At 44.8% G+C, this 25270-nt stretch carries 19 protein-coding genes; 7 read left to right on the top strand and 12 right to left on the bottom strand.

Going from position 1 to position 25270, the window contains the following annotated elements:
- Positions 1-87 precede the first annotated feature (87 nt).
- The 3 genes from dnaG to AC1DV1_RS01540 are packed head-to-tail and all read left to right on the top strand — an operon-like array spanning position 88 to position 3481.
- Positions 88-2031, top strand: coding sequence for a DNA primase (gene dnaG / locus AC1DV1_RS01530; RefSeq protein ID WP_477354160.1), 1944 nt, complete (start codon positions 88-90; stop codon positions 2029-2031).
- Entirely contained in the window at positions 2031-2402 is a 372-nt protein-coding gene (locus tag AC1DV1_RS01535) for a YraN family protein (protein WP_090641244.1), read from the top strand. Before dnaG ends, AC1DV1_RS01535 begins: the two co-directional genes overlap by 1 nt.
- The gene (locus AC1DV1_RS01540; RefSeq protein WP_477354163.1) at positions 2399-3481 is read left to right on the top strand and encodes a glutaminyl-peptide cyclotransferase; all 1083 of its coding nucleotides are present in this window, start codon (positions 2399-2401) and stop codon (positions 3479-3481) included. The genes AC1DV1_RS01535 and AC1DV1_RS01540 overlap by 4 nt, the downstream gene beginning before the upstream one ends.
- Positions 3482-3689: 208 nt before the next feature.
- Here AC1DV1_RS01540 and AC1DV1_RS01545 read toward each other — a convergent pair whose 3' ends face one another.
- The 4 genes from AC1DV1_RS01545 to AC1DV1_RS01560 form a co-directional block, all read right to left on the bottom strand.
- A complete protein-coding gene (locus AC1DV1_RS01545) occupies positions 3690-4568 on the bottom strand; it encodes an SMP-30/gluconolactonase/LRE family protein (RefSeq protein WP_477354166.1) in 879 nt (292 codons plus the stop codon).
- 9 nt (positions 4569-4577) lie between these two features.
- Positions 4578-5348 (bottom strand): SDR family NAD(P)-dependent oxidoreductase, encoded by a 771-nt coding sequence (locus AC1DV1_RS01550; protein ID WP_477354169.1) that lies wholly within the window; start codon positions 5346-5348, stop codon positions 4578-4580.
- Between the two features lie 9 nt (positions 5349-5357).
- Positions 5358-7073 (bottom strand): IlvD/Edd family dehydratase, encoded by a 1716-nt coding sequence (locus AC1DV1_RS01555; protein WP_477354172.1) that lies wholly within the window; start codon positions 7071-7073, stop codon positions 5358-5360.
- A 215-nt stretch (positions 7074-7288) separates the two neighbouring features.
- Positions 7289-8728 carry an aminotransferase-like domain-containing protein gene (locus tag AC1DV1_RS01560; protein WP_477354175.1) on the bottom strand — a complete coding sequence of 480 codons (1440 nt, stop codon included), beginning with the start codon at positions 8726-8728 and terminating at the stop codon, positions 7289-7291.
- A gap of 92 nt (positions 8729-8820) precedes the next feature.
- Between AC1DV1_RS01560 and AC1DV1_RS01565 the strand changes: the two genes are divergently transcribed.
- The 3 genes from AC1DV1_RS01565 to AC1DV1_RS01575 all read left to right on the top strand — a co-directional run bounded on the left by AC1DV1_RS01565 (position 8821) and on the right by AC1DV1_RS01575 (position 12505).
- Positions 8821-9282, top strand: a complete 462-nt coding sequence (locus tag AC1DV1_RS01565; protein ID WP_477354178.1) for a GNAT family N-acetyltransferase — start codon at positions 8821-8823, stop codon at positions 9280-9282.
- A 90-nt stretch (positions 9283-9372) separates the two neighbouring features.
- Entirely contained in the window at positions 9373-10572 is a 1200-nt protein-coding gene (locus AC1DV1_RS01570) for an aminotransferase class V-fold PLP-dependent enzyme (protein ID WP_477354182.1), read from the top strand.
- Positions 10573-10711: 139 nt separating this feature from the next.
- Positions 10712-12505, top strand: coding sequence for an LTA synthase family protein (locus AC1DV1_RS01575; protein ID WP_477354185.1), 1794 nt, complete (start codon positions 10712-10714; stop codon positions 12503-12505).
- A gap of 17 nt (positions 12506-12522) precedes the next feature.
- On the opposite strand, the gene AC1DV1_RS01580 is transcribed toward AC1DV1_RS01575, so the two are convergent.
- From AC1DV1_RS01580 to AC1DV1_RS01590, 3 genes are all read right to left on the bottom strand, one after another.
- A complete protein-coding gene (locus tag AC1DV1_RS01580) occupies positions 12523-12903 on the bottom strand; it encodes a type II toxin-antitoxin system VapC family toxin (protein WP_477354188.1) in 381 nt (126 codons plus the stop codon).
- Positions 12888-13124 carry a hypothetical protein gene (locus AC1DV1_RS01585; RefSeq protein WP_477354191.1) on the bottom strand — a complete coding sequence of 79 codons (237 nt, stop codon included), beginning with the start codon at positions 13122-13124 and terminating at the stop codon, positions 12888-12890. Before AC1DV1_RS01585 ends, AC1DV1_RS01580 begins: the two co-directional genes overlap by 16 nt.
- Positions 13125-13202: 78 nt before the next feature.
- Entirely contained in the window at positions 13203-14057 is an 855-nt protein-coding gene (locus AC1DV1_RS01590) for a LysR family transcriptional regulator (protein ID WP_477354194.1), read from the bottom strand.
- A gap of 87 nt (positions 14058-14144) precedes the next feature.
- Between AC1DV1_RS01590 and AC1DV1_RS01595 the strand changes: the two genes are divergently transcribed.
- The gene (locus AC1DV1_RS01595; protein WP_477354197.1) at positions 14145-15116 is read left to right on the top strand and encodes an alpha/beta fold hydrolase; all 972 of its coding nucleotides are present in this window, start codon (positions 14145-14147) and stop codon (positions 15114-15116) included.
- Positions 15117-15196: 80 nt separating this feature from the next.
- Here AC1DV1_RS01595 and AC1DV1_RS01600 read toward each other — a convergent pair whose 3' ends face one another.
- The 5 genes from AC1DV1_RS01600 to AC1DV1_RS01620 form a co-directional block, all read right to left on the bottom strand.
- Positions 15197-17497 (bottom strand): S9 family peptidase, encoded by a 2301-nt coding sequence (locus AC1DV1_RS01600; protein WP_477354200.1) that lies wholly within the window; start codon positions 17495-17497, stop codon positions 15197-15199.
- Positions 17498-17563: 66 nt separating this feature from the next.
- Complete coding sequence (locus tag AC1DV1_RS01605; protein ID WP_477354204.1) at positions 17564-19363, bottom strand: DUF885 family protein; 1800 nt, start codon at positions 19361-19363, stop codon at positions 17564-17566.
- A 112-nt stretch (positions 19364-19475) separates the two neighbouring features.
- Positions 19476-20378 (bottom strand): AraC family transcriptional regulator, encoded by a 903-nt coding sequence (locus tag AC1DV1_RS01610; RefSeq protein ID WP_477354207.1) that lies wholly within the window; start codon positions 20376-20378, stop codon positions 19476-19478.
- A 398-nt stretch (positions 20379-20776) separates the two neighbouring features.
- Positions 20777-22162 (bottom strand): SusD/RagB family nutrient-binding outer membrane lipoprotein, encoded by a 1386-nt coding sequence (locus AC1DV1_RS01615; protein ID WP_477354211.1) that lies wholly within the window; start codon positions 22160-22162, stop codon positions 20777-20779.
- Positions 22163-22187: 25 nt separating this feature from the next.
- Entirely contained in the window at positions 22188-25211 is a 3024-nt protein-coding gene (locus tag AC1DV1_RS01620) for a SusC/RagA family TonB-linked outer membrane protein (protein WP_477354214.1), read from the bottom strand.
- Positions 25212-25270 lie beyond the last annotated feature (59 nt).

Raw genomic sequence — 25270 nt, forward strand, 5'->3', positions numbered from 1 at the left:
AAAGCCCTCGCCATCAAATAAAAGTGTAATTTAACGTTTGCGGATTTAGGGCAACGCTCATCTTTGCCTACATTTACATTTTAGCGCATGATCATAAAATCCACCATCGACCGTATTATGGAAGCCACCGACATTGTGGAGGTGATAGGGGAGTTTGTGCAGTTAAAAAAGCGCGGGGCCAACTACGTGGGTCTTTCGCCATTTGCCAATGAGCGCACACCATCGTTCACGGTATCGCCCGCTAAAGGCATTTTTAAAGATTTCTCTACGGGTAAAGGCGGCTCGGCAGTTACTTTTTTAATGGAGCTGGAAAAATTCAGCTATCCCGAAGCCTTAAAATGGCTGGCCAAAAAGTATGGCATCGAGGTAGAAGAAACCGTTGAAGCCCCCGAAAACAGGGAAGAAGACCTGCGCCGCGAAAGCCTGATGATTGTATCGGGCTACGCCGCCAAATTTTTTCACGAAAGTTTGCTTGAAACAGATGAAGGTAAAAGCATCGGCTTAAGTTATTTTAAAGAGCGCGGCTTCAGTAACGATATCATCAAAAAATTTGAGCTGGGCTACTCGCCCGATCAATGGGAGGCGTTTACCGGCAGCGCCATAAAGGAGGGTTATAAAGAACAATTCCTGGTAGATAGCGGCCTGTCTGTAAAACGGGATAACGGTACCTTGTATGACCGTTACCGTGGCAGGGTAATGTTCCCGATACATAATTTTACAGGCAGGGTTATCGCGTTTGGCGGCCGTACCTTAAAAAAAGATAAAAACGTACCCAAGTATGTAAACTCGCCCGAGAGCGAGATCTACCATAAATCAAATGTACTTTACGGCTTGTATTTTGCCAAAAAGGCCATCCGTGAGGAAGATAACTGCTACCTGGTTGAAGGCTATGCCGATGTGCTTTCGGTAGTGCAGGCCGGTATCGAAAACGTGGTGGCATCATCGGGTACATCCTTAACCGTCGAGCAGATCAAGCTAATCAGCCGGTTTACCAAAAATATTACCATTTTATATGATGGCGATGCCGCGGGTATAAAAGCGGCCATCCGCGGGTTGGATATGATCCTGGAGGAAGGCCTTAACGTAAAGGTAGTAACCTTCCTTGATGGGCACGATCCCGACTCGTACGTACAAGCCAATGGCTCAAGCGCGTTTAAAAAATACATCGAGGAAAATAAAAAGGACTTTATCCTTTTTAAGGCTAATACCCTGCTAAAAGATGCAGGGAACGACCCGATTAAAAAGGCCGGCGTCATCCGCGAGATTGTAGAAAGTATTGCCAAAATTCCAGATTCCATCAAGGCATCGGTGTTCATTAAAGAGTGCAGCTACATTTTGCAAATTGATGAACGCGCGCTGCTATCCGAGCTTAACAAAATGCGCCAGGCCAAGGCCAAAAAGGATGGCCAGCAGCAGCAAAATCATAATCGGTACCAACCGGAAATGCCGCCTGATGAGCCTCATTTTTTTGACGAGGTTGACCTGGCGCCAAGCACTCCTAAAAAAGAGTATTTCCAGGAGAAGGAGATTATCCGCCTGCTGTTGTTATACGGCAGTAAAATGATTGACTGGGATGGCATTGCCAATACCTACATTGGTCCTTTTATGATAGCCGAATTAGGCGATGTTACCTTTGAGCATGAAACCTGCAAGCTATTTGTTGAGCTTTATCAAAAAGAGGTTGAAAATGGTATTTTGCCAGAGGATGCCTATTTCATTCACCACGCAAATAAAGGCATTGTTGATATCAGTATTGATTTGCTCAGCTCCAAATATACCCTGAGCGAGAACTGGTACGATATGCACAAGATTACTATTCATGACGAACAGCATAATATGAAGGCCACCATCCTGGGCGCTATTTTTCATCTTAAAAAGCATAAGGTAGAGGGCATGCTGGATAACCTTCGGGTCGAACTCAAAAATGCATCGTCGGAAGCCGACCAGGAAATACTGCTTAACCAGTATATGCGCATGAAAAAAGTTGAAAAAAGTATCTCCGACTTTTTAGGTTCAGTAATTATCAAATAATGGCCCAACACCTTGATCTTGGTCGCGCGGGCGAAGCTTTAGCCAAAACACACCTGGAAAATGCCGGTTATGAAATACTGGACGAAAACTGGACGCACGGCAAAGCCGAAATTGACCTTATTGCATATAAAGACAAGGTTATTATATTTACCGAAGTGAAAACGCGCACCGGCACCGGTTTTGGCATGCCCGAGGATTTTGTTGATGCACGCAAGCAAAAACTATTGGCCGATGCCGCCGACGAATATATTTACATTATGAACCACCAGGGCGAGGTGCGGTTTGATATCATCGCTATTTTGTTTGACAAGGATAAAAATTATATACTAAACCATATCGAAGACGCGTTTTGGCCGTCGGGTACATTATGAAAAAGATGAATAGTAAATTAAAGATATTTTTTGCAGCCGGTTTACTGCTGGCTTTGGGCTGTAACAGTTGCAAACAAAAACCGGCTGATAACGGCGCTGATTATACTATGAGCCCGGAAGCCGGCACCACTTACAAAGCCGGTGATGTAGTGAAGGTAAAAGTGGGCCTGCCTGCCGATACCAAACCCGATTCGGTAGTGTATATGATGGAAGAAACCCGTTTAGGTGTTGCTAAAGATTCATCGGCCATCAGCGTGAAAACAGACAGCATCCCCCTGGGTATAAAACTGATAACTGCCAAAGTGTACCAGGGAGGTAAAAGCCAGGATGTAACTACCAATATTTTGCTGCTGGCTGGTAAAGCGCCCGAAGCTTACAGCTATAAAGTAGAGAAGACTTACCCGCATGACACAAGCTCATATACCGAAGGGTTAGAGTATTTGGATGGCATTATGTACGAAAGTACGGGTGATCCCGGTCATTCTACCATTCGTAAAAACAACCTGGAAACAGGTAAGGCAATACAGCTTACCAAATTAGGCGACCAATATTTTGGCGAAGGGCTATCTGTAGTGGGCGATAAAGTGGTGCAACTTACCTATCGCGAAAAAGTTGGTTTTGTGTATGATAAAAGCAATTTAAAGCTGCTAAAAACATTTACCAACAACGTAGGCGTTGAAGGATGGGGTATGTGTTTTGATGGTAAAAAACTTTACATGGATGATAGCACCAACAAGATTTGGTTTTTGGATAAGGATACCTACCGGCAAATTGGCTCTATTGAAGTTTGCGACGATGAAGCCAAGATAGATTCTGTAAACGAGCTGGAATATATTAACGGTAAGCTATATGCCAACGTTTACCAAAAGGATGAGATATTAGTAATTAACCCTAAAACAGGTGCTGTTGAGCAAAAAATTGACATGAGAAACCTGTATCCCGAATCGGAGCGCCCCGCCGGCCGCGATTGGGGGAACAACGTGCTTAACGGTATAGCCTACGATGCCGCCACCAAACGCATTTTTGTAACCGGCAAAAAATGGCCCAAAATGTACCAGGTAAGGTTTATAAAGCAATAGTGTTAAGTCGGAAGTACTAAGTCTAAAGTCTAAAATAAAAAAAACAGATCGTCATTGCGAGGTACGAAGCAATCCCCGATATGCTAAGTCCCAATTAGTTAGGGATTGCTTCGTACCTCGCAATGACGGTAGTTTAGTACATGGATTTGGCCATATCTCGTTGCGCGTCATAACGTTTTTTTATTTTTAAAAGAGCATTTTTTGTAAGTTATTGGCCCTTAATATACTCAAAAGCTCTCACTCCCTGATACCCGCAATCCTTCCAAACAAACAGCATGCCCGCAAGCGGCTGTTGCTCCAGTTCATTGGCACTAAGGCCTTTTTGGGCGGTGGTGATGTACAGGTCACTTAGGTTGGGGCAGCCAAAGGTGCAGGATGTTACATTGGCTATGGGTAGGGGTAAGGTAAATAATTTGGTTGCGGTATTCGGATTCCAGCGGCTTACCTGCCAGCCGTTCCAGTGTGCAATCCAGAGCATGCCTTCGGCGTCGATGGTCATGCCATCCGGGTAGCCATCTTTTTCGTCGATAGTGATCACCGTTTTTTTGTTGGAGATTGTGCCGCTATGTACATCAAAATCATAGGCCACCACATTCATGGTCGGTGTATCAATATAGTAAAACGTTTTGTGGTCGGGGCTCCATGCCATTCCGTTGGATATGGTGGTGCCATGTATTTTGGGTGTGATTTGCAGGTCGGCATCCAACGTATACAATTTTCCGGCGTTCGGCGTTTCGTCAATAGCCATCGACCCAATCCAGAACCTGCCTGCCGGATCGCATTTGCCATCGTTAAAACGGTTTTGGGGCAAATGAGCTTCCGGCTGGGCAAAAAATGCAGGCTCGCCACTTTCACGGTTAACCATAGCCAACCCGCTTTTTAACGCGGCAAGTAATTGTCCATCGTTGCAAACTGTTACCGCGCCAACCATCTGTTTAACATCAATGGTTCTGAAAGCCTTGTTTTCGGGATTGTATTCATGGATATGGCCGCCCATAATATCAACCCAGTATAATAGGTTACTACGCCAATCCCAAACCGGCCCTTCGCCCAAAAAGCTGGCGTGGTTAACTGCTACTTCTACCATTGTGTTATTTTATTTAATGCCATCGGGCAAAGTACTTACAGATGTCCAACCACCATCAACAATCAGGCTTTGGCCGGTAATGTGTTTAGCCTCGTCCGATACTAAAAACAGCGCCGTGTTGGCAATGTCGGTAACGTAAGCCGGCCGCCCCATTGGGGTAATGTTCGACCATACACGTTCATAATCCGCTTCTTCCATAGTTCGTTCGGTTAAGGTGGCGCCAGGCGCAACGGTATTTACATTGATGCAGTAGTGCGAAAGTTCGATCACCAGGTTTTTGGCTAGCATCTCTAACGCGGCTTTCGTCATGGCATAGGCGGCAAGGCTTTTGAGCGCCTGGTGCCCTACTACCGATGAGGTAAAAAGTATTGCCCCGCCATTTGCCTGATCTTTCATTTGTTTGGCCGCCGCCTGCGCCAGGAAGAACGAGCCGCCGAGGTTTACGTCCATTACTTTGGAGAATGACTCTTTGGTATAGGCAAAAAAATCGCCATATAAGGTAATGCCGGCATTGGCTATCACAATATCCAGCCGCCCGTATAGCTTTACGGCAGTATCAACCATGCTATTGATGAAAGCTACGTCGCTTGAATCGCCGGGCATGGCTAAACAACCACCCGGATGGTTTTGGTTGATCAGGTCTTCCGCTTTTTTCGCTAAATCGATATCTATATCATTCAATATTACGGTAGCACCTTTTTGGGCCAGCATGCGGCAAATTTCAAACCCTATGCCCTGGCCCGCGCCGGTTATTATGGCTACTTTATTTTTAAAACTCATTATATCAGCTTAATGTGAATCTCTTAAAACATTACTGCCCGAACCACCCACCAGGAAATCCATATCGGCCCCTAAGTGCGCCTGCTGCACATGGTCAATATACAGTTTTACATAACCACGATTAGTAACCGGTTCGGGCGAAATGTATTGTCGCTTTCGTTCCGCAAACTCTTCGGTACTAATAGCTACATTTAACGTGCGGTTGGGCACATCAAGCGTTATAAGGTCGCCGGTTTTGATGAGGGCAAAATTGCCGCCTGCGGCTGCCTCCGGTGATATGTGCAATACTACGGTGCCAAAGCCTGTTCCGCTCATACGTCCGTCGGATATGCGCACCATATCTGTAATTCCCTTTTCCAGTAGCTTTTTGGGGATGCCCATATTACCAACCTCGGGCATCCCAGGATAGCCTTTAGGGCCGACATTTTTTAATACCAAAACGCTGTTTTCATCAACCTCCAGCTCGGCGGTATCAATACGGGCTTTAAAGTCTTCAATGTTTTCAAACACTACGGCTTTGCCGGTATGCTGCATTAAATGCGCACTGGCAGCCGATGGCTTGATCACGGCACCCTGCTCGCACAGGTTACCTCCTAAAATAGCCAGGCCGGTAGCCGTATTAAAAGGCGCATCAACCGTAGTTATTACGTTGCTGTTATAGCCCACGGCATTGCTGTAATTATGGGCAATGGTTTTACCGTTTACCGTGATGGCATCCCTATGAAGTATGCCATCCAGTGCCTTTAAAACAACAGGCAGGCCGCCGGCATAAAACAGGTCTTCCATAAAGTATTGGCCGGATGGCTGCAGGTTGGCTATCAGCGGGATGTTTTTTGATAAGGGATCAAAATCCTTCAGTTCAAGTGGTACGCCAATGCGGCCGGCAATAGCCAGCAAATGGATCACAAAATTGGTTGATCCGCCTATGGCAGCGTTGGTCATGATGGCGTTTTCAAAAGCCTGGCGGGTAAGTATGTCGGATAATTTCAGATCTTCCTTAACCATCTCGACAATGCGTAAACCCGAGAGCTGCGCCAACACCTTCCGCCTGGAATCGGCAGCAGGAATAGCCGCGTTGCCCGGCAATGAAAGGCCCAATGACTCAACCATACAAGCCATAGACGAGGCTGTGCCCATAACCGCGCAATGCCCCTGGCTGCGGCACATCGCCGCCTCTATGGTGAGCAATTCTTCTTCCATGATCTTGCCCGAGCGTACATCATCATGATAGCGCCAAACATCGCTGGTGCCTATTTGCTTGCCACGGTGGTTACCCGTAAGCATTGGTCCGCCAGATACCACGATAGTAGGGATATTTACACTACAAGCGCCCATTACCAAAGATGGGGTTGTTTTATCGCAGCCGCACAAAAGTACCACGCCATCCAGCGGGTTGGCGCGGATAGATTCTTCTACATCCATACTGGCCAGGTTACGGTACAGCATGGCCGTGGGCTTCATTAAAGTTTCGCCAAGCGACATTACCGGGAACTCGACCGGGAACCCGCCGGCCTCTAAAATACCCCGTTTTACCGAATCGGCAAGCTCGCGAAAATGAGCGTTGCACGGGGTAAGCTCGCTCCAGGTATTGCAGATGCCTATTACCGGTTTACCTTGAAATTCATAGTCGGGGATGCCCTGGTTTTTCATCCAGGCGCGGTAAATAAAGCCATCCTTGCCTTTACGGCCAAACCATGCCCTGCTTCGTAGTTCTTGCTCGTCCATTAGTTGATATTGTTTTGCAGCCCGGGGGCGTTTATAATTGGTGCTGAAACAAATATAATCGCAATATTTAATTATGGATGCGCATTCATTGGTTGTTTTTTCTTTTGTAGAGGCGCATCACATGCGTCTTCCGTGGGATATTCAGGATTTGCATGGCCGATTTGAAGGCCGGATTTGCATGCTGGAGGGTAATTATGCGTCTTTCAGAAAAAAAATCATAAGCTACCCACCAAATCGCCCAACACCTTAATACTCTGCTCCACCACATTGTCAAAGCTTAGCCCAAAACTAATGCGGATAAAATTGGTGAACCGGGCATCGGTGCTAAAAATCTGGCCGGGGGCAATGCTGATGTTTTGTGCAATGGCAAGCTGGTAAAGTTCAAACGCGTTGATGTGTTTATCCAGCTCCACCCATAGCGCGTACCCGCCCTGCGGCCTGCTTATTTTAGTGCCCGGCGGAAAATAGGTAGCGATAGCCTGTGTATACCTGAGCGATTGCGTGTACAAAGCCTTGCGCAGGTTACGCATATGCAAATCATACCGGCCGGTTTCAAAAAAATGGGCAATGGCAGCCTGCGTTGGCGTGGCCGCACTGATGGTATGCATCATTTTTAGATTGATGATTTGCTCTTTAAACCGCCCGGGGATACACCAGCCCACCCGGTAGCCTGGCGCTATCGATTTGGAAACAGAGGAGCATAACAATACCCAGCCATCCTTATCATAGCTTTTGCAGGTACGCGGGCGGCTTTTACCAAAGTATATCTCGCCATAAATATCGTCCTCAATCAGTGGGATTTTTTGGGCGGCTAATAAAGTAACCAGTTGCTGCTTGTTTTCATCGGGCATACAGCTGCCTACCGGGTTACTAAAATTGGTAACAAACAGGCATACTTTAATATCAACCTCATTGATGGCCTGCGTTAAATAATCCAGATCGATACCTGAGTCGGGGTTAACCGGAATTTCAAGTACTTTTAAATCAAGGCTGAGCATAATATTAAAAATGCCAAAATAGGTAGGGCTTTCAATAGCGATGGTATCGCCGGGTTTGGTAAGTGCACGCAGGCAAAATATCAGCGCCTCCATGCAGCCCTGGGTGGTAACTACATCATCTTCCGTAATATTACCGCCCCAGTTAAACGCATTTTTGGCTATTTGCCTGCGCAACGAAACGTTGCCCTGCAGGTTTTCATAATTGATATTGCCAGACGGACTTTTGCGGATGGCCTCCATCATCGATTTATTGAGCTTGGCCATCGGTATCATGCTGATCGGTGGGGATGAGCGCGACAGGCGCAACACGCTATCGCTATCCATGTTTTGGTATACCATGGCTATCATATCGGTAACGCTGGCTTGCGCTATTTTTTGGATGGGCGGCTTTGTGGCCGGCACATGGTTAACTTTTGCAGGCGAAAACTTAACATAATAGCCCGATTTTGGGCGGGCCTCTATCATTCCCATATTCTCCAGCTCCACATAAGCTTTATACGATGTACTGATGCTAATGCCCTGCTCCAGGCTTAATGCCCGTACAGATAGCAGCCTGTCGCCGGTTTTTAACAGCTTTTGTTTGATTTGTTTTTCAATGCGCGACACTATCTGTGCATATAAAAAATCATCGGCCTGGGCTACTAGTTGCTTTTCCATTTCAAAATCTGTTATGGTCAAAATTAATAAAACTGAATCTGTTTTACTACGTGCAGATGCTTTTACTTTGTATTTATAAATAATTAAAAAAAATGGAACTGCAACTCATCGATTATAAGCCCGAATACCAGCCTTACTTCGAAAAGTTTAACAAGGCCTGGCTCGAAGAATTTTTTGTGGTTGAACCGCTTGACAAATGGGTTTTAGAAAACCCAAACGAAGCAATGTTAAAACAAGGCGGCAAAATATATTTCGCGGCATCCGGCGATACCATTATAGGCACTGTTGGGCTGCGTTTTATTGAAGATGGCGTTTTTGAACTTACCAAAATGGCTGTTGATAAAGCTTACCACGGCGGCGGCACCGGTAAATTTTTATGCCAGGCTGGTATTGATAAAGCAAGGGAAATGGGCGTTGAAAAACTTATCCTTTTCTCGAGCCGCGTTTTGAAAAACGCCATTCATATTTACTACAAACTGGGCTTTATCGAGATACCCGTAACTCCCGGCACTTATGGCCGCGCGGATATTATGATGGAGATAAATTTTAAATAATTGTTTCGGACAAAGGCGCTAACAAAGTAAACAAGGCAATAGAAGCTTAGCGTCTTTGAGCGAAACACTTCAACCCCTACTAAACTAACCATGAACATCACCCCAATAACCGACCAGGAAGTAGCGCAATTACGTGCCGAAACAATTGGCACAACTCAAATAATACATTTCAACAACGCGGGGTCATCTTTAAACCCCGATGTAGTGGTGGATACCGTAATTAACTACCTGCGGGAAGAAGCAACCCACGGCGGCTACGAAATTGAAGATAAATACAAACGCGAATTAAATAATACCTATGAACTGATAGCCAAACTCATTAACGCCGATGCGGACGAAATTGCCATTGTTGAAAATGCCAGTACAGCCTGGGGCATCGCCTTTAACGGTATCGGTTTTAAACCCGGCGATGAGATCATTACCTGCGAAATGGAATATGTAACCAATATTATTGGTTTTTTAAATGTTCAAAAAACATTGGGTGTAAGCCTCAAAATAATACCCAACGATGCACAGGGCAATTTCCCGCTGGATGTTTTTGAACAGGCCATATCGCCCAAAACAAAACTCATCGCCATGACGCAGATCCCGTCGACAGCGGGAGGCATGATCCCGGTTGTGGAGATTGGGAAAATAGCCAGCAGGCACAACGTTTTATATTTGGTTGACGCCTGCCAAAGTGCCGGGCAAATTCCGCTTGATGTAAAAGAGATTGGCTGCGATATGCTATCCGTAACCGGCCGCAAATACCTGCGGGCTCCGCGTGGTACAGGATTTTTGTTTGTGCGTAAAGAGATCCAGGACTCGTTGAAGCTGTCGTTTATGGATGGTTACAGCGCACCAACCGTAAGTTTGCATGATTTTAAACCACGAGGCGATGCCCGCAGGTTTGAGTTGTACGAGAAGAACCGTGCCCTCACCCTTGGGCTGGGTAAGGCAGTGGACTACGCCTTAAATATCGGCGTGGACAGGATTTGGGAGCGCATACAATACTTAGCCACCCTATTGCGCCGTGAACTGGCCGCGATTGAGGGGATTACCGTTCATGATTTTGGCGCGCAGCAATGCGGTATTATAACATTTTCGGTAAAAGGATTGGAGAATGCGTTTGTAAAAAATAAACTGGCCGATAAAAACATCAATGTATCTGTTGGCAAAGCCATATCCACCCTTATTTATATGGATAAACATCATTTGCCAAGCAACGTAAGGGCATCGGTGCATTATTATAACACGGAGGAGGAGATACAGATACTTTGCGCCGAACTAAAAAGCATGCTTGTCAGCTAAAGTCCATATTGTGTTTACCTTACATTAAGGGCTTCTTAACATCAGGTTTAAATAGTTATTTTTGAAACCGATGTTAAGGAGCCTTTTCAATTTTTGCCGATTTTTTATTTTCTGGATCATACTGGCCATCATAACGCGTGTGGTATTCGAAGTCTATTTTTGCAACAAACTTAGGGGTGCCAGTTTTTCGGAGATAGCCCAAACCTTTCAGTACGGCTTCCTGATGGATGCTTCGGTTGCTGCATATATCAGTTCAATTCCACTGCTTGTATTTTGTGTTAACTGGTTTACCAAAAAGCACATTGGCAGTAAATGGCTCAGGTTTTATGTTTACCTGGCTGTGGTTATCATCGCTATTGTAACGGTTGTTAACCTCAACATCTTCCGCGAGTGGGGTACCAAGGTGAATTTCAGGGCGTTTGACGTTTTCTTTAATGCGCCATCCGAGGCGTTTGCAGCGTCCAGTTCGTCGCCGTTGTTTTTAACTTTTGTGCTGTTTGTGGTGTTGATAGCCGGGGGTGTTTTTCTGTCGAAATACATTATCGATTTTGATTTCAAAAAGCCCAACGCACCACTGATTGTAAAGCCCATTATCGTGGTTTTATTACTGGGCATAAACCTGTTGATCATCCGGGGCGGCCTGCAGGTAGCGCCGATAGCCCAAAGCAATGCCTATTTCTCGGCAAAACCCATCCTTAACCAATCGGCATTAAACACCGAATGGAACCTGATCCAAAACGTGGTAGAAAACCTGGAATCGCCGGGTAATCCTTACGTATTTATGCCTGCCGAAAAGGCTTCGGCGATGGTTGATAGCATGTACGCTGTAAAAAAGGACAGCACTTTACACATCCTGACAACCAATCGCCCAAACGTGGTAATTTTTCAACTGGAAAGTTTTACTGCCGACCTCATTGAATCATTAGGCGGCGAAAAAGGCGACGCACCTAACTTTGAAGATTTTATAAAACAAGGCGTTTTGTTTGATAGTGTATACGCAGCCAGCGACCGTACCGACAAAGGCATTGTTGCCATTATGAGCGCTTTCCCGTCGCAAGCCACGCGCACCATCATCATTGATAACGAAAAGCAGGAACGCCTGCCGGCCCTCTCCGGTGTTTTTGCCGACCAGGGTTACCGAACATCGTACTTTTATGGCGGCGAAAGTGAGTTCATGAACTTTAAAGCCTACCTGCTAAGCCACAAAATAACCGACCTGGTAGATAAAAGAGATTTTGAGGCCAAAGAAATGAACTCCAAATGGGGCGCACACGATGATATTTTGTTCAGGCGGAATATCAGCTACCTGAACAAAGTACAAAAGCCGTTTTTTAGCTACGTTCAAACGCTAAGCAACCACGAACCCTTTGAGCTTCCAGTTTCACCGCATTTCCCCGGCGATGATATGGGCAACAAATTCAGGAGTACTGCCTACTATACCGATGCCAGCCTGAAACAATATTTTGATGCCGCAAAAAAACAAAGCTGGTATAAAAACACGCTGTTTATTTTAGTGGCCGATCATGGGCACCGCTTACCGCTGGATAAATCGGAACCTTACCAACCCCGTAAATACCATATCCCCATACTGTTTTTTGGCGACGCCATTAAACCAGAATACCGCGGTCTGAGGGTGAAAAAGCTGGGCAACCAAACAGATATAGCCGCCACCCTGCTGGCTCAGTTAAACCTGCCACATCAGCAATTCAAATGGTCGAAGGATTTACTGAACCCCTACAGCCGGGATTTCGCATTTTTTGACTGGGATAATGGCATGGGCTTTATGCTACCCAACCAGGCTGTTACTTACGATAACGCAGGCCAAACGGTTAGCTATATTCAGACTAAGAACGCACCAAAAGGTTATACTGACAAAACTTTGGACTATGCCAAAGCTTTTATGCAACAGGTGTTTACGGATTATTTGAAGTAGCTGGGTTCAGCGGCTTCTTACAGATCATAAGGATTAAAAATTTTCAATTCTACAATCCTTTTAAAATCCGAGGTGTTATTGGTGATTAAAGTAAAATCGTTGACCAATGCAGTTGCCGCGATAATAGCATCTGGTGTTTTTATTTTTATTGCTTTTTTTATCGTAATAGTCCGCTCAACCAGATCTTCAGTTAGCGGGATGATATTTGAATACTTTAAAAATTCCAGCATTTTTACCTCTTCTGCCTCATCACTGTTGTAACCAAGCAGTTCAATTTTGGTAATAACGGAAATACGAAGCGCCTCATCAAAAATAATATCCAATGATTTAAGCTGACCTTTTGTAAATCGATTAGCAATATAATCTATCAGGACATTACTATCTACAAGGTATCCCATTCAGCCCTGCTCTGGTTAACATGTTCATGCATTAATTTAGCACTTTTTTCGGATAAAAAACCACGTAGTTGAGAGGGTTTAAGCGTTGGGGGCGCTACCTTCACGTTATGCTCGTCTTCTTTTATTTCAAACGCAATTATCTCTATCATTTTGCCTACGAGTTCATCTGGCAAAGTGAGTGTGAGGTTATTTTGATCTGATTTTAAAATTGTGCGTATCATGTATAGCAAATATATGCATTTTAAATACCATTTTATTCAAAGGTGTTAAGAACAACAATTTCGCCCGCTTTATAACTATCAATACATCTCCATAAACGCCTTCAACGCCCTTGATTGCGGTACATCTCTCCGGGTTATCAGTACGGTGGTCATGGTACCTATTTCCTTATTCATGGCAAAGGTATTTATCTTGCGGCCGCTGTAGTACTGGCTAATCACTTCTTCGGGTAATATACTTACGCCAAGGCCGGCTTCTACAAAGTTGATGATGCCTTCGATGGAGTTAACCACGATGCTTTTGTAGCGGATGATGCCTTTTGAACCAAGCCACGATTCCAACCTCGACCTAAAAATACAGCCCTGGTCAAACACCACAATTTTTAAGGGACTAACGGCAATGGCGTCGTCAATATTTTTGATGCCGGCCGGTGCTAAAATAACCAGTTGCTCTTCTTTAATCATCACCTGCTCCAACTCGGGGATATTAACCGGCGCGGGCACAAAAGCTGCATCCAGTTTATAGTTCATGACGTCGCTGATAAGGCTGCCCGCCATAGCTGATCTGAACTCCAGCTCAACCTCCGGATAGGTATCTGCAAAATGGTTTATGATGCCAGGGGCTTTGAGTGCCATGGTGGTTTCAATACAACCTATTTTGATGTGTCCTTTAACCTGGTCGGCATTTTGGATGTCTTTTTTGGCTTCCTCAATCAAGTGGCCTACCTGTTTGCTGTACTGCATCAAAGTTTGCCCGGCGGCCGTCAATTCAACCTTGCGTGATGTTCGGGTAAAAAGCTCGGTGCCAAATTCTTCCTCCAAACTTTTAATGCGTGCCGTTACGTTTGATTGCACCGTAAACATGAATTCGGCAGCTTTGGTAAAACTGCCATTGGCCGCCACGGCTTCAAATATTTTAAGATCGTTGGTATTCATAAATCACAAAATATGATAATATAAATCATTATAAATCGTTTTTAACAATCAAATGTAAGGGTTAGTTTTGAATAAGCGAAACAGCAAATGAAAAACATAACAAAAACAACACTCTCGTTATTAACAGCGGTCAGCCTGGCAGGTAGCCAGTCGCACGCTTTCGCTGTTAAACATTCACAACCAAATAAAAACACCATGGAAACCACTCAAGTTCATTACCGCAACATTAAAGCTAACGGGCTGAACATATTTTACCGCGAAGCCGGATCAAAAGATGCCCCCGTAATTTTATTGCTGCACGGCTACCCAACATCATCGCACATGTTCAGGAACCTAATACCCATACTTAGCGAAAAATACCACGTGATAGCCCCCGATTTACCTGGCTTCGGCTATTCAGACGCGCCCGACCATACCCGGTTTACCTACACATTTGATAACCTGGCCAACACCATGCAGGCTTTTATAGACGAACTTAGCCTTAAACAATTTGCACTATACATATTTGATTATGGTGCGCCAACCGGGTTAAGGCTGGCAATGGCCAATCCCGAAAAAATCACCGGCATCATATCACAAAACGGCAACGCCTATGTTGAGGGCCTGGGCGACGCGTGGAACCCTATCCAGCGGTACTGGAAAGACGATTCAAAAGCAAACAGGGATGCTTTGCGGGATTTTGTGAACCTAAAAATAACCTGGTTCCAGTACCACGAAGGTGTAGCCGATTCATCATTGATAGCCCCCGAAAGCTACACTTTAGACCAATATTTTTTAGATCGTCCCGGAAACGTGGAGATTCAATTGGATTTAATGAAAGATTATAAAACCAATGTGGAACTGTATGCAAAATTTCAAGCTTATTTTAGGCAATATGAACCTAAATTCCTGGCTGTTTGGGGCAACAAAGATCCCTTCTTTTTACCAGCCGGTGCCGAAGCTTACAAACGCGATAACCCTAACGCTACCGTTAAATTTTATAATACGGGGCACTTCGCTTTAGAAACCCATGTTAACGAAATTGGCGGCGATATTTTAAATTTTATGGCGGGGCTTTAAGCTAAAAAAGCACAGGCGCACCAACAGAAAAGCACAGGGCATATCGCTCTGTGCTTTTCCATTTGTCATGCTTGCCCGAGCTAAAAACCTGTAGTTGCTGATGCAGTTTCGCCGTTATTCCGTGCCGGAGGATCAGTACCCAGTAAATGTTTTACAAAAAAATCGCGCTTCTTTTGTCGCCCGTAAACACCGCCATCGCCGTGGCCCATGCCCGGCACGGTAAGCAAATCGAAAAATTTATTATTTTTTATCAGCGCGTCGGCAAAACGATAGGTGGACTCGGGTGGTACATTGGTATCGGCCTCGCCCACTATCAGCATTAAATTGCCCTGTAGTTTTGCAGCGTTGGTGATGTTTGATTGTTCGGCATAATGCGGGCCTACGGGGTAGCCCATCCATTGCTCGTTCCACCACTGTTTATCTATGCGGTTATCGTGGCAGCCGCAAGCAGAAACCGCGGCTTTATAAAACTCGGGGTGAAACAATACCGCCCCTGCCGAATTTTGCCCGCCTGCTGATGTGCCATAAACACCCACCCTGCTAATATCAGCCTGCGGGTATTTGGCCGCCAGCGCTTTCATCCATAAAATACGGTCGGCAAAACCTGCATCGGCAAGGTTATGCCAGCATACATCATGAAAAGCTTTGGAGCGGTTGGCGGTACCCATGCCATCAATTTGTACCACAATAAAGCCAAGCTGGGCTATACTTTGCATTTCGTTAACGGCTGCAAAGTTTTTAGGTACAAATGAATCCTGCGGCCCGGCGTAAATATTTTCAATTACCGGGTAACTTTTAGCAGTGTCCATATTGGCAGGGCGATAAACTACGCCCCATATATCGGTTATCCCATCGCGCCCCTTTGCTACAAACACTTCGGGCAATTTTATGCCGGTATTTAATAAGGGCGTTAGATCAGGGTGCTCCAACTCCATAACAGTTTTCAGCGTAGCTGTATTTTTGAGCACCATACGCGGCGCAACATTTACCTCCGAGTAAGTATCTGTATAATATTTCCTGTCGGGAGAGAAAGTAAGCCGGTGATTCCCTTTTTCGGGTGTAAGCTCAACCATATTTTTACCATCCAGGCCCATACGGTAATAATGGATAAAGTAGGGGTCTTCGGCCGTGTTTTTGCCGCTGGCGGTAAACCATAGCTGCCTTTTATTTACGTCAACGCTATCAATATCCCGTACCACCCAATTGCCTTTGGTAATTAGCTTTTCTTTGCCGGTAAGCTCATCAACCAGGTAAATATGTCGCCAGCCATCTTTTTCGGTTATCCATACTACCTCATGCGTTTTGGGCAAATAATATGTATACAGCCTTTGCTCGTAAATAAAAGTATTCGTTTTCTCCTCGATGATATTGCGGGTTTTGCCTGTTTGTACATCCACCTCAATAACCCGGAACCGCTGATGCCCCCTGTCAACCTTTTCATAAGTGTAAAAGCGGCTGTTACCATTGCGCCAGTGCAGTATGGGCGCTCCAAAAAAATCAATCTTTTCGGCATCAACGGGTAGCTTGCTTTTATCGGTTATGTTAAAAATAAAAGGCTGGTACGATGTAAATTCATCGCCCGGCTGGTCGTACTCATGCGATTCGAGCTGCCCCCTTGTGGTGCCGGGTACCGAACTTAATATATAGTATACCTTCTTTGTTTTTTTAGGATCGGTAAGGTAAGCCACCAAATGCTTACTATCCGGCGACCATGAGATTTCGGCATACGGCTTATCATTTGTACCATCAGTTGTAAACTGTATTTCGGCAGAGCCCTTTAATGCCCTGGCATACAAATTCCCGTTCCTGATAAAAGCCGTCCATTGTTTATCGGGCGAAACCGAATCGGTAACATTAGCCTCCCAGCGATAGGTGCGTTTTTGCAGCGGGGCGGTCGGGTCGTAATCCTTAAAAACGGTATCGGTAGTTTTTTCGCAATGGTAGTTACTTAAATCGCATTTGAGCCAGTTTTTGCCGGTTTTAAAAGTAACCTGCTTTTCATCGGTGCCATAAAACATGGTCGCGATGCGTAGTTTATTTGCCGGTACAGGTTTACCTAACGCGGCAGCCACAGCATTGGCCATTTGTTTGGTATCAAAGGCCATTTGTTTGGTTTGTTTTTCGGCATTAACAAAGTAATATTCGGTACCATCGGCTCCTGCGCGCTTGTCATACCAAAATTGCTTGCCGTTTGCCTGCCAGTTGGGTCTGATGTTGGTTACAACCGGGATCTTTTTCCAGGCAGAATCCAACCTGTCGGCGTTGGCATAGGCCTGTAGCATTTGTTGATGGGTTGGCAAATATGGCGTAATCGCCGGTTTTTGGGCATAGCTAAAGTTAGCTGCAAAAACCAGCAACAAACAAAAACGAATGTATCGCATTTGGAGACAGATGAAATTGATGAATATTTTTAATGCAGCCCGGCGTTAAAACCGGGCGGCATTTTGTTATTTATTAAAATCGTAAAACTTCCAGCTGGTGGCAAAATCCCTGGTTAATGGCTGGTTAATAAATGTGGCCCGCATCATTTCAATAGGGATAAGGTTCTGTTTCATAAATGTATCATGAAATTGCTTGTAGCTCATTTTACCACTATCAACCATCTCTTTTTTAAGCTCCATAATTTGCAGGCCGCCCAGCAGGTAGGCTACCTGGTAAAGCGGACTGTAGCCCCCTTCAAAAGAACGCCTTACTTCGCCTGCCGCATTGGCCTTTTCGTGCCCTACACGGTCAATCAAAAAGTCGATACATTGCTGTGGTGTCCATTTACCCAGGTGATAGTTGAGCGAGAAGATGATCCTTGCGCAACGGTGCATACGCCAAAATAGCATCCCTACCCTTTCTTCGGGAGTTTTGGCAAAGCCCTTATCATACAGTAATAATTCCCAGTATAACGACCAGCCTTCTACCCCAAATGGGGTCACAAAATCCTGCCTGTAGGCTTTGTACCTGCTGTTCATAAAATATTGCAGGTTATGGCCGGGTATTAATTCATGCTGTACTGTTCCCCTCGAAAAATAAGGGTTATTGCCGCGCATGCTCATCAGTTTATCCTGCGCTTCCATACTATTGGTTGGGTACGATATCATGATCTCTTTACCACCCAAAAAGAACGGGTTAACCAATTGTCGTTCGGGCGACATCATTGTCATGCCCCAGGTTTCTTCGGCCAATGCCGGTATCGTGATCAGGTCACGCTCCTTAATAAAGCTGATAGCATCGTTATATAATTTCACAATCAGTTCCGGCTGATGGCCCACCGGCACGTAGCTATTCTTTACCTTTTCCAGCGCTTTTTTCCAATCGCTGCCGAAGCCCATTTCCTGCGATGCCTCTAACATTTCTTTATCGCACCAGGCAAATTCTTTATTGGCCAGTTGGATCAGTTCTTCAGGAGTATAGGGTATCATCTCGGCCTGTAACTGGCTTATCAGGGCATCTCGGCCAATGGGCACGCCTTTTATGCCGCTGCTATCGGGCTTTTGGCTTGTTATCACTTTGCCTTTGCTTAAAGCTATATCGCTGTACTTGCCAAGGGCAGCATCAAGGGCTTTATAGGGCGCGGGCACCCACCATGTAAAGGCAGGATCGTATGTATTGTAAAAGCTATAAAAGTCTCTTAGGCGTCCCTTAAGGCCTGCCAGCGCTTCTTTAGTAATGCGAGCCAATGGCATATCCAGGCTGGGAAGTTTATGATATGCCGCGGTATCGGCTTTTAATTGTTTCAGTATGGCGGTTAATTCGGTCGCCACTTTTTCGCCGTCCATAAAATCGCCGTGGCGGCGTTTCTTTTCCAGGGCGTAAATACCATCGGCACATGAAAGGTATTTGGCAACCTGGTTGTACTGTTCCTCTTCCTTTTTCAGATCGCCCAGGTCAAAGTTGATGCGTTTCTTTAGTAAAATATAATCTACTTTACCATAAATGCTCATCGATTCAAAATCGGCTTGTTGTAGTTGCTTCAGATAATCATTATCAATCTCAACCAGCCTTTTGCGTTGCCCGGGCGAATTAAGCACACTCATTTTATACTCATCCTCGTTATGCTCGTTGACATAATAAGGCGAGTAAAAATCTTTAATGGCATTAATATCCTGCCCGTAACGAATGATGGTGCCCGCCATTTCGCTGGTTTGCTCATAAAGGGCGTTGTTAGCGGTAGCCGTTTGCGCCTTGCCCGCCAATGAGCAGGTTGTTAAACAAATTGCAGCAAAAAAGGTGGTGGTTGTTTTTGTGATGGTAAACACAGTTTGTTTTTTTTAGATGGTAAGTTAGCTGTTTTATTTAAAAGCTTAAAGCAAAAAGTGCAAGTCTTAAAGCTTTAAGACTGTCGAATTAATTGACCCTGCCTGGGGTATGTTAGCTTGCCGCCCTGCTCAGGCTTACAAGGTTATTATTATATGAATCAAGGTAGCCGCGGGGCGAGTTGCCTATTACAAATTTAAATACCCGGTTAAAATTGGTGATACTTTTAAAACCACATTTGTAAGCTACAGTATTAATACTCTCAAACTTGTGGGCTATTAGTTTTTTGCAGGCCTCGTTTACCCGTATCTCGTTTAAAAACGATATAAAGGTATGCCCGGTATGCTTTTTGAAATACCGGCAAAACGATTCGGGCGTCATAAAGGCTACTTTGGCAACATCCTCCAGTGTTATTTGCTCGCTGTAGTGCTGCATAATAAAATTGTAAATATTGCCTATCCTGATCCCCTCATTCTCGGTAATACCGGGCAGGTTGCCATAGGTTGATAAAGGATCGAGCTTTGTTTTCATATTCACCAACGCCTTAAGCAGGTTAAAAAACTGAACTAGCTGATCTGTGCCACCTGCGTTACGTAAAGCTATCATGGTTTGTGATACCTTGTCAGAAGCACTATGGGGTAATTTAAAACCCTGTTGGTGCTGCTGCAAAAACATCTTACTCGATTTTAGCTCTGGTAAATCAAACAGCGGGGCTAAGGTTCCTTCGGGGTTAAAGAAAATAGTTATAGCCTCAATTTGTTTATCGCCGCCGCTTACAAAATATTCGGGGTTGCTTTTAAACACATGCGGTAAATTGGCGCCCAGTAAAAAAATATCGCCCGATGAATAATCGTGCATGTTGTTGCCGGCAATCAGGGTTCCTTCTCCTTTCTGGATCCAGGTAATCTGTATTTCTTTATGGCGGTGCAAATAAGGATAATGGTATGGAAGAGAAACTTTTTCTGCTATCACACTCTTATCATGGGGTACAGGGATAGTAAATTGTAAAACTTTCATATGAACGATTGTTAATGTTCCCTGAATTTACAATTACTTAACTCTAAAAACCAACAATTGACCCTAAACGGATAAAATGCTGCTATCATCTGTTAATTTCATGCAGATGAAGCTGTTAAAACCGTAACCAATAATGCCTTTTTTAACCATTTCAGCAACAATATTAAATGTTATTTATACAATAATAAAATACTCATTATAACTATCAATCATGCGTTTGCGCCATTATTGAGTAAATTAATTGTATCGCGAACAATTAAAATAAATTTGACAGAAACGGCAGTTTTTGGGAAGAAATTGAATGGGCCGGATACTTTGAGAACCAAAATAGCCAGGCACAAAAACACCCGCATCCTGTTAAGGAATACGGGTGTAATAGTTATGCTATTGTGGGCAAATTATTTAACATCCCACCAAAGCCTGTCTGTAAGCTTAGCTGTTTGCTGTGGCTGTGGGTTTGATGTAATTTCGGCCTGCGGATATAATACCCTGCGTGGTATAGCCGATAGCGCGTTTGGCACTGCCGGCAAAACAGGATATCCGGTGCGTCGGTAGTCGGTAAAATTTTCCAGCGAAAGGAAGTTGGCAATACCTTTTTCTTCGATGATCAACTGCTCGGCATTGCTGCTGGTTAATGCTCTTGAGGCCAGGTACGTATTGGCGTTAGCCGTACTTACGCCAAGCTTTGTCATGTGCGACAAAACCGCGCTTTGGTAAACAGTCGCCGCACTGGCGTAGCCCGATGTTATCAATGTAGCCTCGGCCTTTAAAAACAATGCTTCAGAATAATTTACAATATAGTTGGTGGCACCTGTTGCACCATAAAAATCGCCGGGGCGCGAGTAATCTTCCAGCTGGCCAATGGTATTTAAACCTTGCCCCAGTCCGGTATACAGGCCTGTTGCCGTAGCAGGAGCTACCATAACACTCAGGCGCGGGTCGCTACGGGTTGCAAAACCATTAACAAAGGTACTGCCCAACACAACCGTACTGGCCGATATGAAGTTTTGCTGCCATGGGTTTTCGCCGCCGGCCGCGCCGGTATAAGCCATTTTTAAATCATCGTCATTTGATTGCATGCCGTTTGTTAAAGCGGTAAGCGCCAGCTGGGCCTGTGCGGCAGCCGTGTAACCGGGTGCTTTGGTTAAATGCATGTAATAACGGGCTTTTAAGGTGTAAGCCAATTTTTTCCATTTGCTCATATCGCCGGCATAAAAAAAGTCGTCGCCAGATGGGCTTACAGTACCGTTTTTGGCAATATCGGCAATACCGGCATCCAGTAAATTTTGTATCTGGGTATAAATGTCTTTTTGGGCATCATACACCGGTGTAAAGTTAGTGCTTCCTTTAAACGCCTGCGAATAAGGAACATCTCCCCAAAGGTCGGTTCCCGTACCCAGGCAGTATGCGGTTAATATTTTGGCTATACCTGCATAATTTGATTTACCATCGGCTGTAGCTTTTTTATTTAGTGTTGCCAGGTTATTTAGGCAGGTTACGTAAAGGTTGGTCCAATCGCCATCCATATCCGAGTTATACATCAGGTAAGTGCCCGCGTTTGGCGCTACCTGGTTAAGGGCCGCCACCTGCATATACTCCTGCACAATTACGGCCACGTTGCCCGCATACAGGCTTGACGATATATCCAGTTCAACAGGTGCCAGGATCTGGGCTTCGGCTACATCAATAGGTTGATTAGGGTTTTGATTTACGTCGATATATTTTTTACACCCCGAAGCACTTATCAGGATACATGACATTAAAATCATTGATATTTTTTTCATGATACTTTTTTGTTTGATAAATGGATTAAAGTGAGAATTTTAAGCTAAAGTCGATAGAGCGGGAAGTTGGGGTAGAGAAGGAGTAAATACCCTGCGATCCGTTTGATGCACCAAATGAACTTACTTCCGGGTCGCCGCCGGTAAAGTGCGGCGAGTAAATCCACAGGTTACGACCGGTTACACTAAGATTAAGCGATTTGAAAGGCGTGCTTTTTAACCACACTGGTTTTACGGTATAGCCCACGCTCACATTTCTCAATTTAATATAGGTACCATCCTGTATTACCGATTCGGTGATACCATTTATACGCTGGTAATAAGCCTGCCCATTAACAGATATGGTATTCGGCTGACCTGTTGCTGCACTTATACCGTCAACCACCCTTGGGCCGCGGTTCTCGGTAACTTTTGGTGTTCCGTAAAAGTATCCGTAGCCATCAACATTGTTCTGGATGTCGCCGCCTTTTTTAACATCAAAAAAGAAGCTTAGGTTAAATTGCTTGTAGCGCAGGTTATTGCTAAAGCCGCCTGTCCAATCGGGGTTGGTATTGCCAATTATACCTTGTGTATCATCAGCATAAGGTAAGCCGCTGGCATCTATCAGCAATTTGCCCTGGGCGTTGCGGGCGTAACGTGTTCCATAAATAATACCATAAGGCTGGCCTACAATAAGCGATGTAAAACCATTGCCTAGTTGCTGCAAATCGCCGTACAGGTTAAGCACTTTGTTGCGGGTGCGGGTAAAGTTAAGGGTCATGGTCCAGTTAAAATCTTTAGTTTTAATTGGTACTACATTTAGCAATAACTCAATGCCCTTGTTTTGCATTACGCCCGTATTAACTGTTGTACCGCTATAACCGGTTGATGGCGCAATACTTACACCCGGGATAATACCATCGGTAGTTTTCTTGGCAAAGTAAGATGCCTCCAGGCTTATCCTGTTGTTAAAAAAGCCCGTTTCAAATCCTGCTTCAAACTCGTTTATCCTTTCGTTTTTCAGGAAAGGGTTACCCAAAGTTGAACTTAGTAAGAATCCAGACTGGCCCTGGTAAGGGAAAGTAATGTTGCGGATAGTTTGGCTATAGTAAGGTGTGGTAAGCGAATAAGCACCTACGTTACTGCCACCCACGGTAGCGTATGATACCCTGAACTTACCCAGGTTCATGATCTCTTGAAAGTCTTTAGAAAAGAACTCAGAAAATATAAAGCTGGTGGCTGCCGATCCGTAAGGGTAAAAATTATTGGATGTTGATAATACCGAGCTGCCATCGTACCTGCCGGTTAATGATAATATCAGGAATTTTTTGTAATCGATGTTCGTTTGCAGGTAAAAACCAATCCTGCGTACCAGGTAATGATTTTCTGAGTAACTAACTGTTGATGCCGAACTGATGTTATTTAAATCGGCTACGGAAAGGCCTACACCATTGGCATAAGAATCTTCGGTATACTGCGAGAAGATGTTGTTACCTAGGATGCCATCGATATTAAAATCGCCAAATTGGTGGTTAGCGGTCACAATCAGGTCGTTATTAATCTGCCTGAAATTGGCATTATTAACCACGATACGCCCATTAGGGTTTGATACCGATTGGGCCGATTCATGATAGTTATCCTGCTCGGTATACACATCGGCGCCAAAACGCTCGGTTATAGTCAGCCATTTAAGCGGTTTGTAATCTGCCGTGAAGGTTGGCATAAAGCGGTTTACGGCCGATTTGTTAGATATATTGTTAAGCACCCAGTAAGGATTATTCCTGGAGTAACGGTACAAACGCTGGGTGCCGTCGGCATTTTCGTAAGGCTGCAGGTTGTATGATATAGGCGCGGTAAAAATTGTCCATACCGGGCTTTCCAACGCATAACCTTCGGGTAACCTGTCATTTTTTGAGTTGGTATAATTTAACTGGAAAGTAGTGGTCAGGTTTGGCAGTATTTGCGCACCGTATTTGGCAAATATGCTGTTACGCAAAAACGACGTTGTTGGCACTGTACCCTGTTGGTTAAAGTTTGAATAGGAGATGTAATAATTGGAGGCCTCGCCGCCGCCATTAATGCTCACTACGTTGTTATAAGTATGGCCGGTTTTAAAAAACAGGTCCGATTGATTGTATTTTTTTGCAGCCTGACCGTTTATTTTCAGGGTATCCATCAGTGGCCCCCATGAGGTGCTGGTTTTTAGCGTTGTACCATCATAAAACTGCCCGTTTGTTCCCTGGGCATATTTACTCTGGATTTGGGGCAGTAAAGGATTTTCTGACGAAAAATCTGACGAGAAATTGATAGTGGCCTTTTGACCTGCCTTGCCGTTTTTGGTAGTAATGATGATAACACCATTGGCACCTAACGAACCATATAACGCAGTTGCTGCGGCACCTTTTAACACGTTGATGCTTTCCACAATATTAGGGTCCAAATCGGCAATCCTGCTTGTACCAGGGCCGGAGTTAAGGTTGCCTGTTTCGCTGTTATCAACCGGGATACCGTCAATAACCATCAGCGCGTTATTATCGCCATAAAATGACGATGCGCCACGTATAACAATACGTGTTGAGCTGCCGGGGTTGCCGGATGAACTGGTGATTTGCACGCCGGAAACTTTGCCCGCAATGTCATTAACAATGTTAGGATCTTTTCCCTGAACCAGCTCGGCGCCTTTTACTTCCTGGCTGCTGTAGGTTAATACCCTTTTATCGCGCTTTATGCCAAGTGCGGTAACAACCACTTCGCTAAGCGATTTGTTATCCTCGGGCAACACAACATTAATCTCGGTTTCGCCGGTAAGCTTAACTTCTTTTGGAATGTACCCAATGGCCGAAAAGATAAGCGAGCCGGTACCCGGGTAGCTAATGCTATAGGCACCATTTACATTGGTACTTACACCCTTATTGGTGCCTTTTAACCTGACAGTGACACCTGGGAGGGGTAAGCCTTTATCGTCAGATACTTTTCCTTTTACGGTAACTGTTTGGGCATTAGCGTTAATGCAAAATACAAACAGTGTTACTAAAGGCAAAATGAACTTTTTTAGTAATTGTTTCAACTTCATAAATTAAAGTTTTGGGGTTAAAATCTATTTATCTACAACCTGATTTTCAGATATGTAAA

It is taken from the genome of Mucilaginibacter sp. P4_D1, from assembly GCF_056401935.1.

What these genes read in the sequence shown, in the direction of transcription:
- AC1DV1_RS01550 (WP_477354169.1), bottom strand. Translation starts at nt 5,348, where the DNA reads ATGAGTTTTAAAAATAAAGTAGCCATAATAACCGGCGCGGGCCAGGGC.
- AC1DV1_RS01585 (WP_477354191.1), bottom strand. Translation starts at nt 13,124, where the DNA reads ATGATACGCACAATTTTAAAATCAGATCAAAATAACCTCACACTCACT.
- AC1DV1_RS01580 (WP_477354188.1), bottom strand. Translation starts at nt 12,903, where the DNA reads ATGGGATACCTTGTAGATAGTAATGTCCTGATAGATTATATTGCTAAT.
- AC1DV1_RS01610 (WP_477354207.1), bottom strand. Translation starts at nt 20,378, where the DNA reads ATGAAAGTTTTACAATTTACTATCCCTGTACCCCATGATAAGAGTGTG.
- dnaG (WP_477354160.1), top strand. Translation starts at nt 88, where the DNA reads ATGATCATAAAATCCACCATCGACCGTATTATGGAAGCCACCGACATT.
- AC1DV1_RS01565 (WP_477354178.1), top strand. Translation starts at nt 8,821, where the DNA reads ATGGAACTGCAACTCATCGATTATAAGCCCGAATACCAGCCTTACTTC.
- AC1DV1_RS01535 (WP_090641244.1), top strand. Translation starts at nt 2,031, where the DNA reads ATGGCCCAACACCTTGATCTTGGTCGCGCGGGCGAAGCTTTAGCCAAA.
- AC1DV1_RS01545 (WP_477354166.1), bottom strand. Translation starts at nt 4,568, where the DNA reads ATGGTAGAAGTAGCAGTTAACCACGCCAGCTTTTTGGGCGAAGGGCCG.
- AC1DV1_RS01595 (WP_477354197.1), top strand. Translation starts at nt 14,145, where the DNA reads ATGAAAAACATAACAAAAACAACACTCTCGTTATTAACAGCGGTCAGC.
- AC1DV1_RS01570 (WP_477354182.1), top strand. Translation starts at nt 9,373, where the DNA reads ATGAACATCACCCCAATAACCGACCAGGAAGTAGCGCAATTACGTGCC.
- AC1DV1_RS01555 (WP_477354172.1), bottom strand. Translation starts at nt 7,073, where the DNA reads ATGGACGAGCAAGAACTACGAAGCAGGGCATGGTTTGGCCGTAAAGGC.
- AC1DV1_RS01620 (WP_477354214.1), bottom strand. Translation starts at nt 25,211, where the DNA reads ATGAAGTTGAAACAATTACTAAAAAAGTTCATTTTGCCTTTAGTAACA.
- AC1DV1_RS01590 (WP_477354194.1), bottom strand. Translation starts at nt 14,057, where the DNA reads ATGAATACCAACGATCTTAAAATATTTGAAGCCGTGGCGGCCAATGGC.
- AC1DV1_RS01540 (WP_477354163.1), top strand. Translation starts at nt 2,399, where the DNA reads ATGAAAAAGATGAATAGTAAATTAAAGATATTTTTTGCAGCCGGTTTA.
- AC1DV1_RS01560 (WP_477354175.1), bottom strand. Translation starts at nt 8,728, where the DNA reads ATGGAAAAGCAACTAGTAGCCCAGGCCGATGATTTTTTATATGCACAG.
- AC1DV1_RS01600 (WP_477354200.1), bottom strand. Translation starts at nt 17,497, where the DNA reads ATGCGATACATTCGTTTTTGTTTGTTGCTGGTTTTTGCAGCTAACTTT.
- AC1DV1_RS01615 (WP_477354211.1), bottom strand. Translation starts at nt 22,162, where the DNA reads ATGAAAAAAATATCAATGATTTTAATGTCATGTATCCTGATAAGTGCT.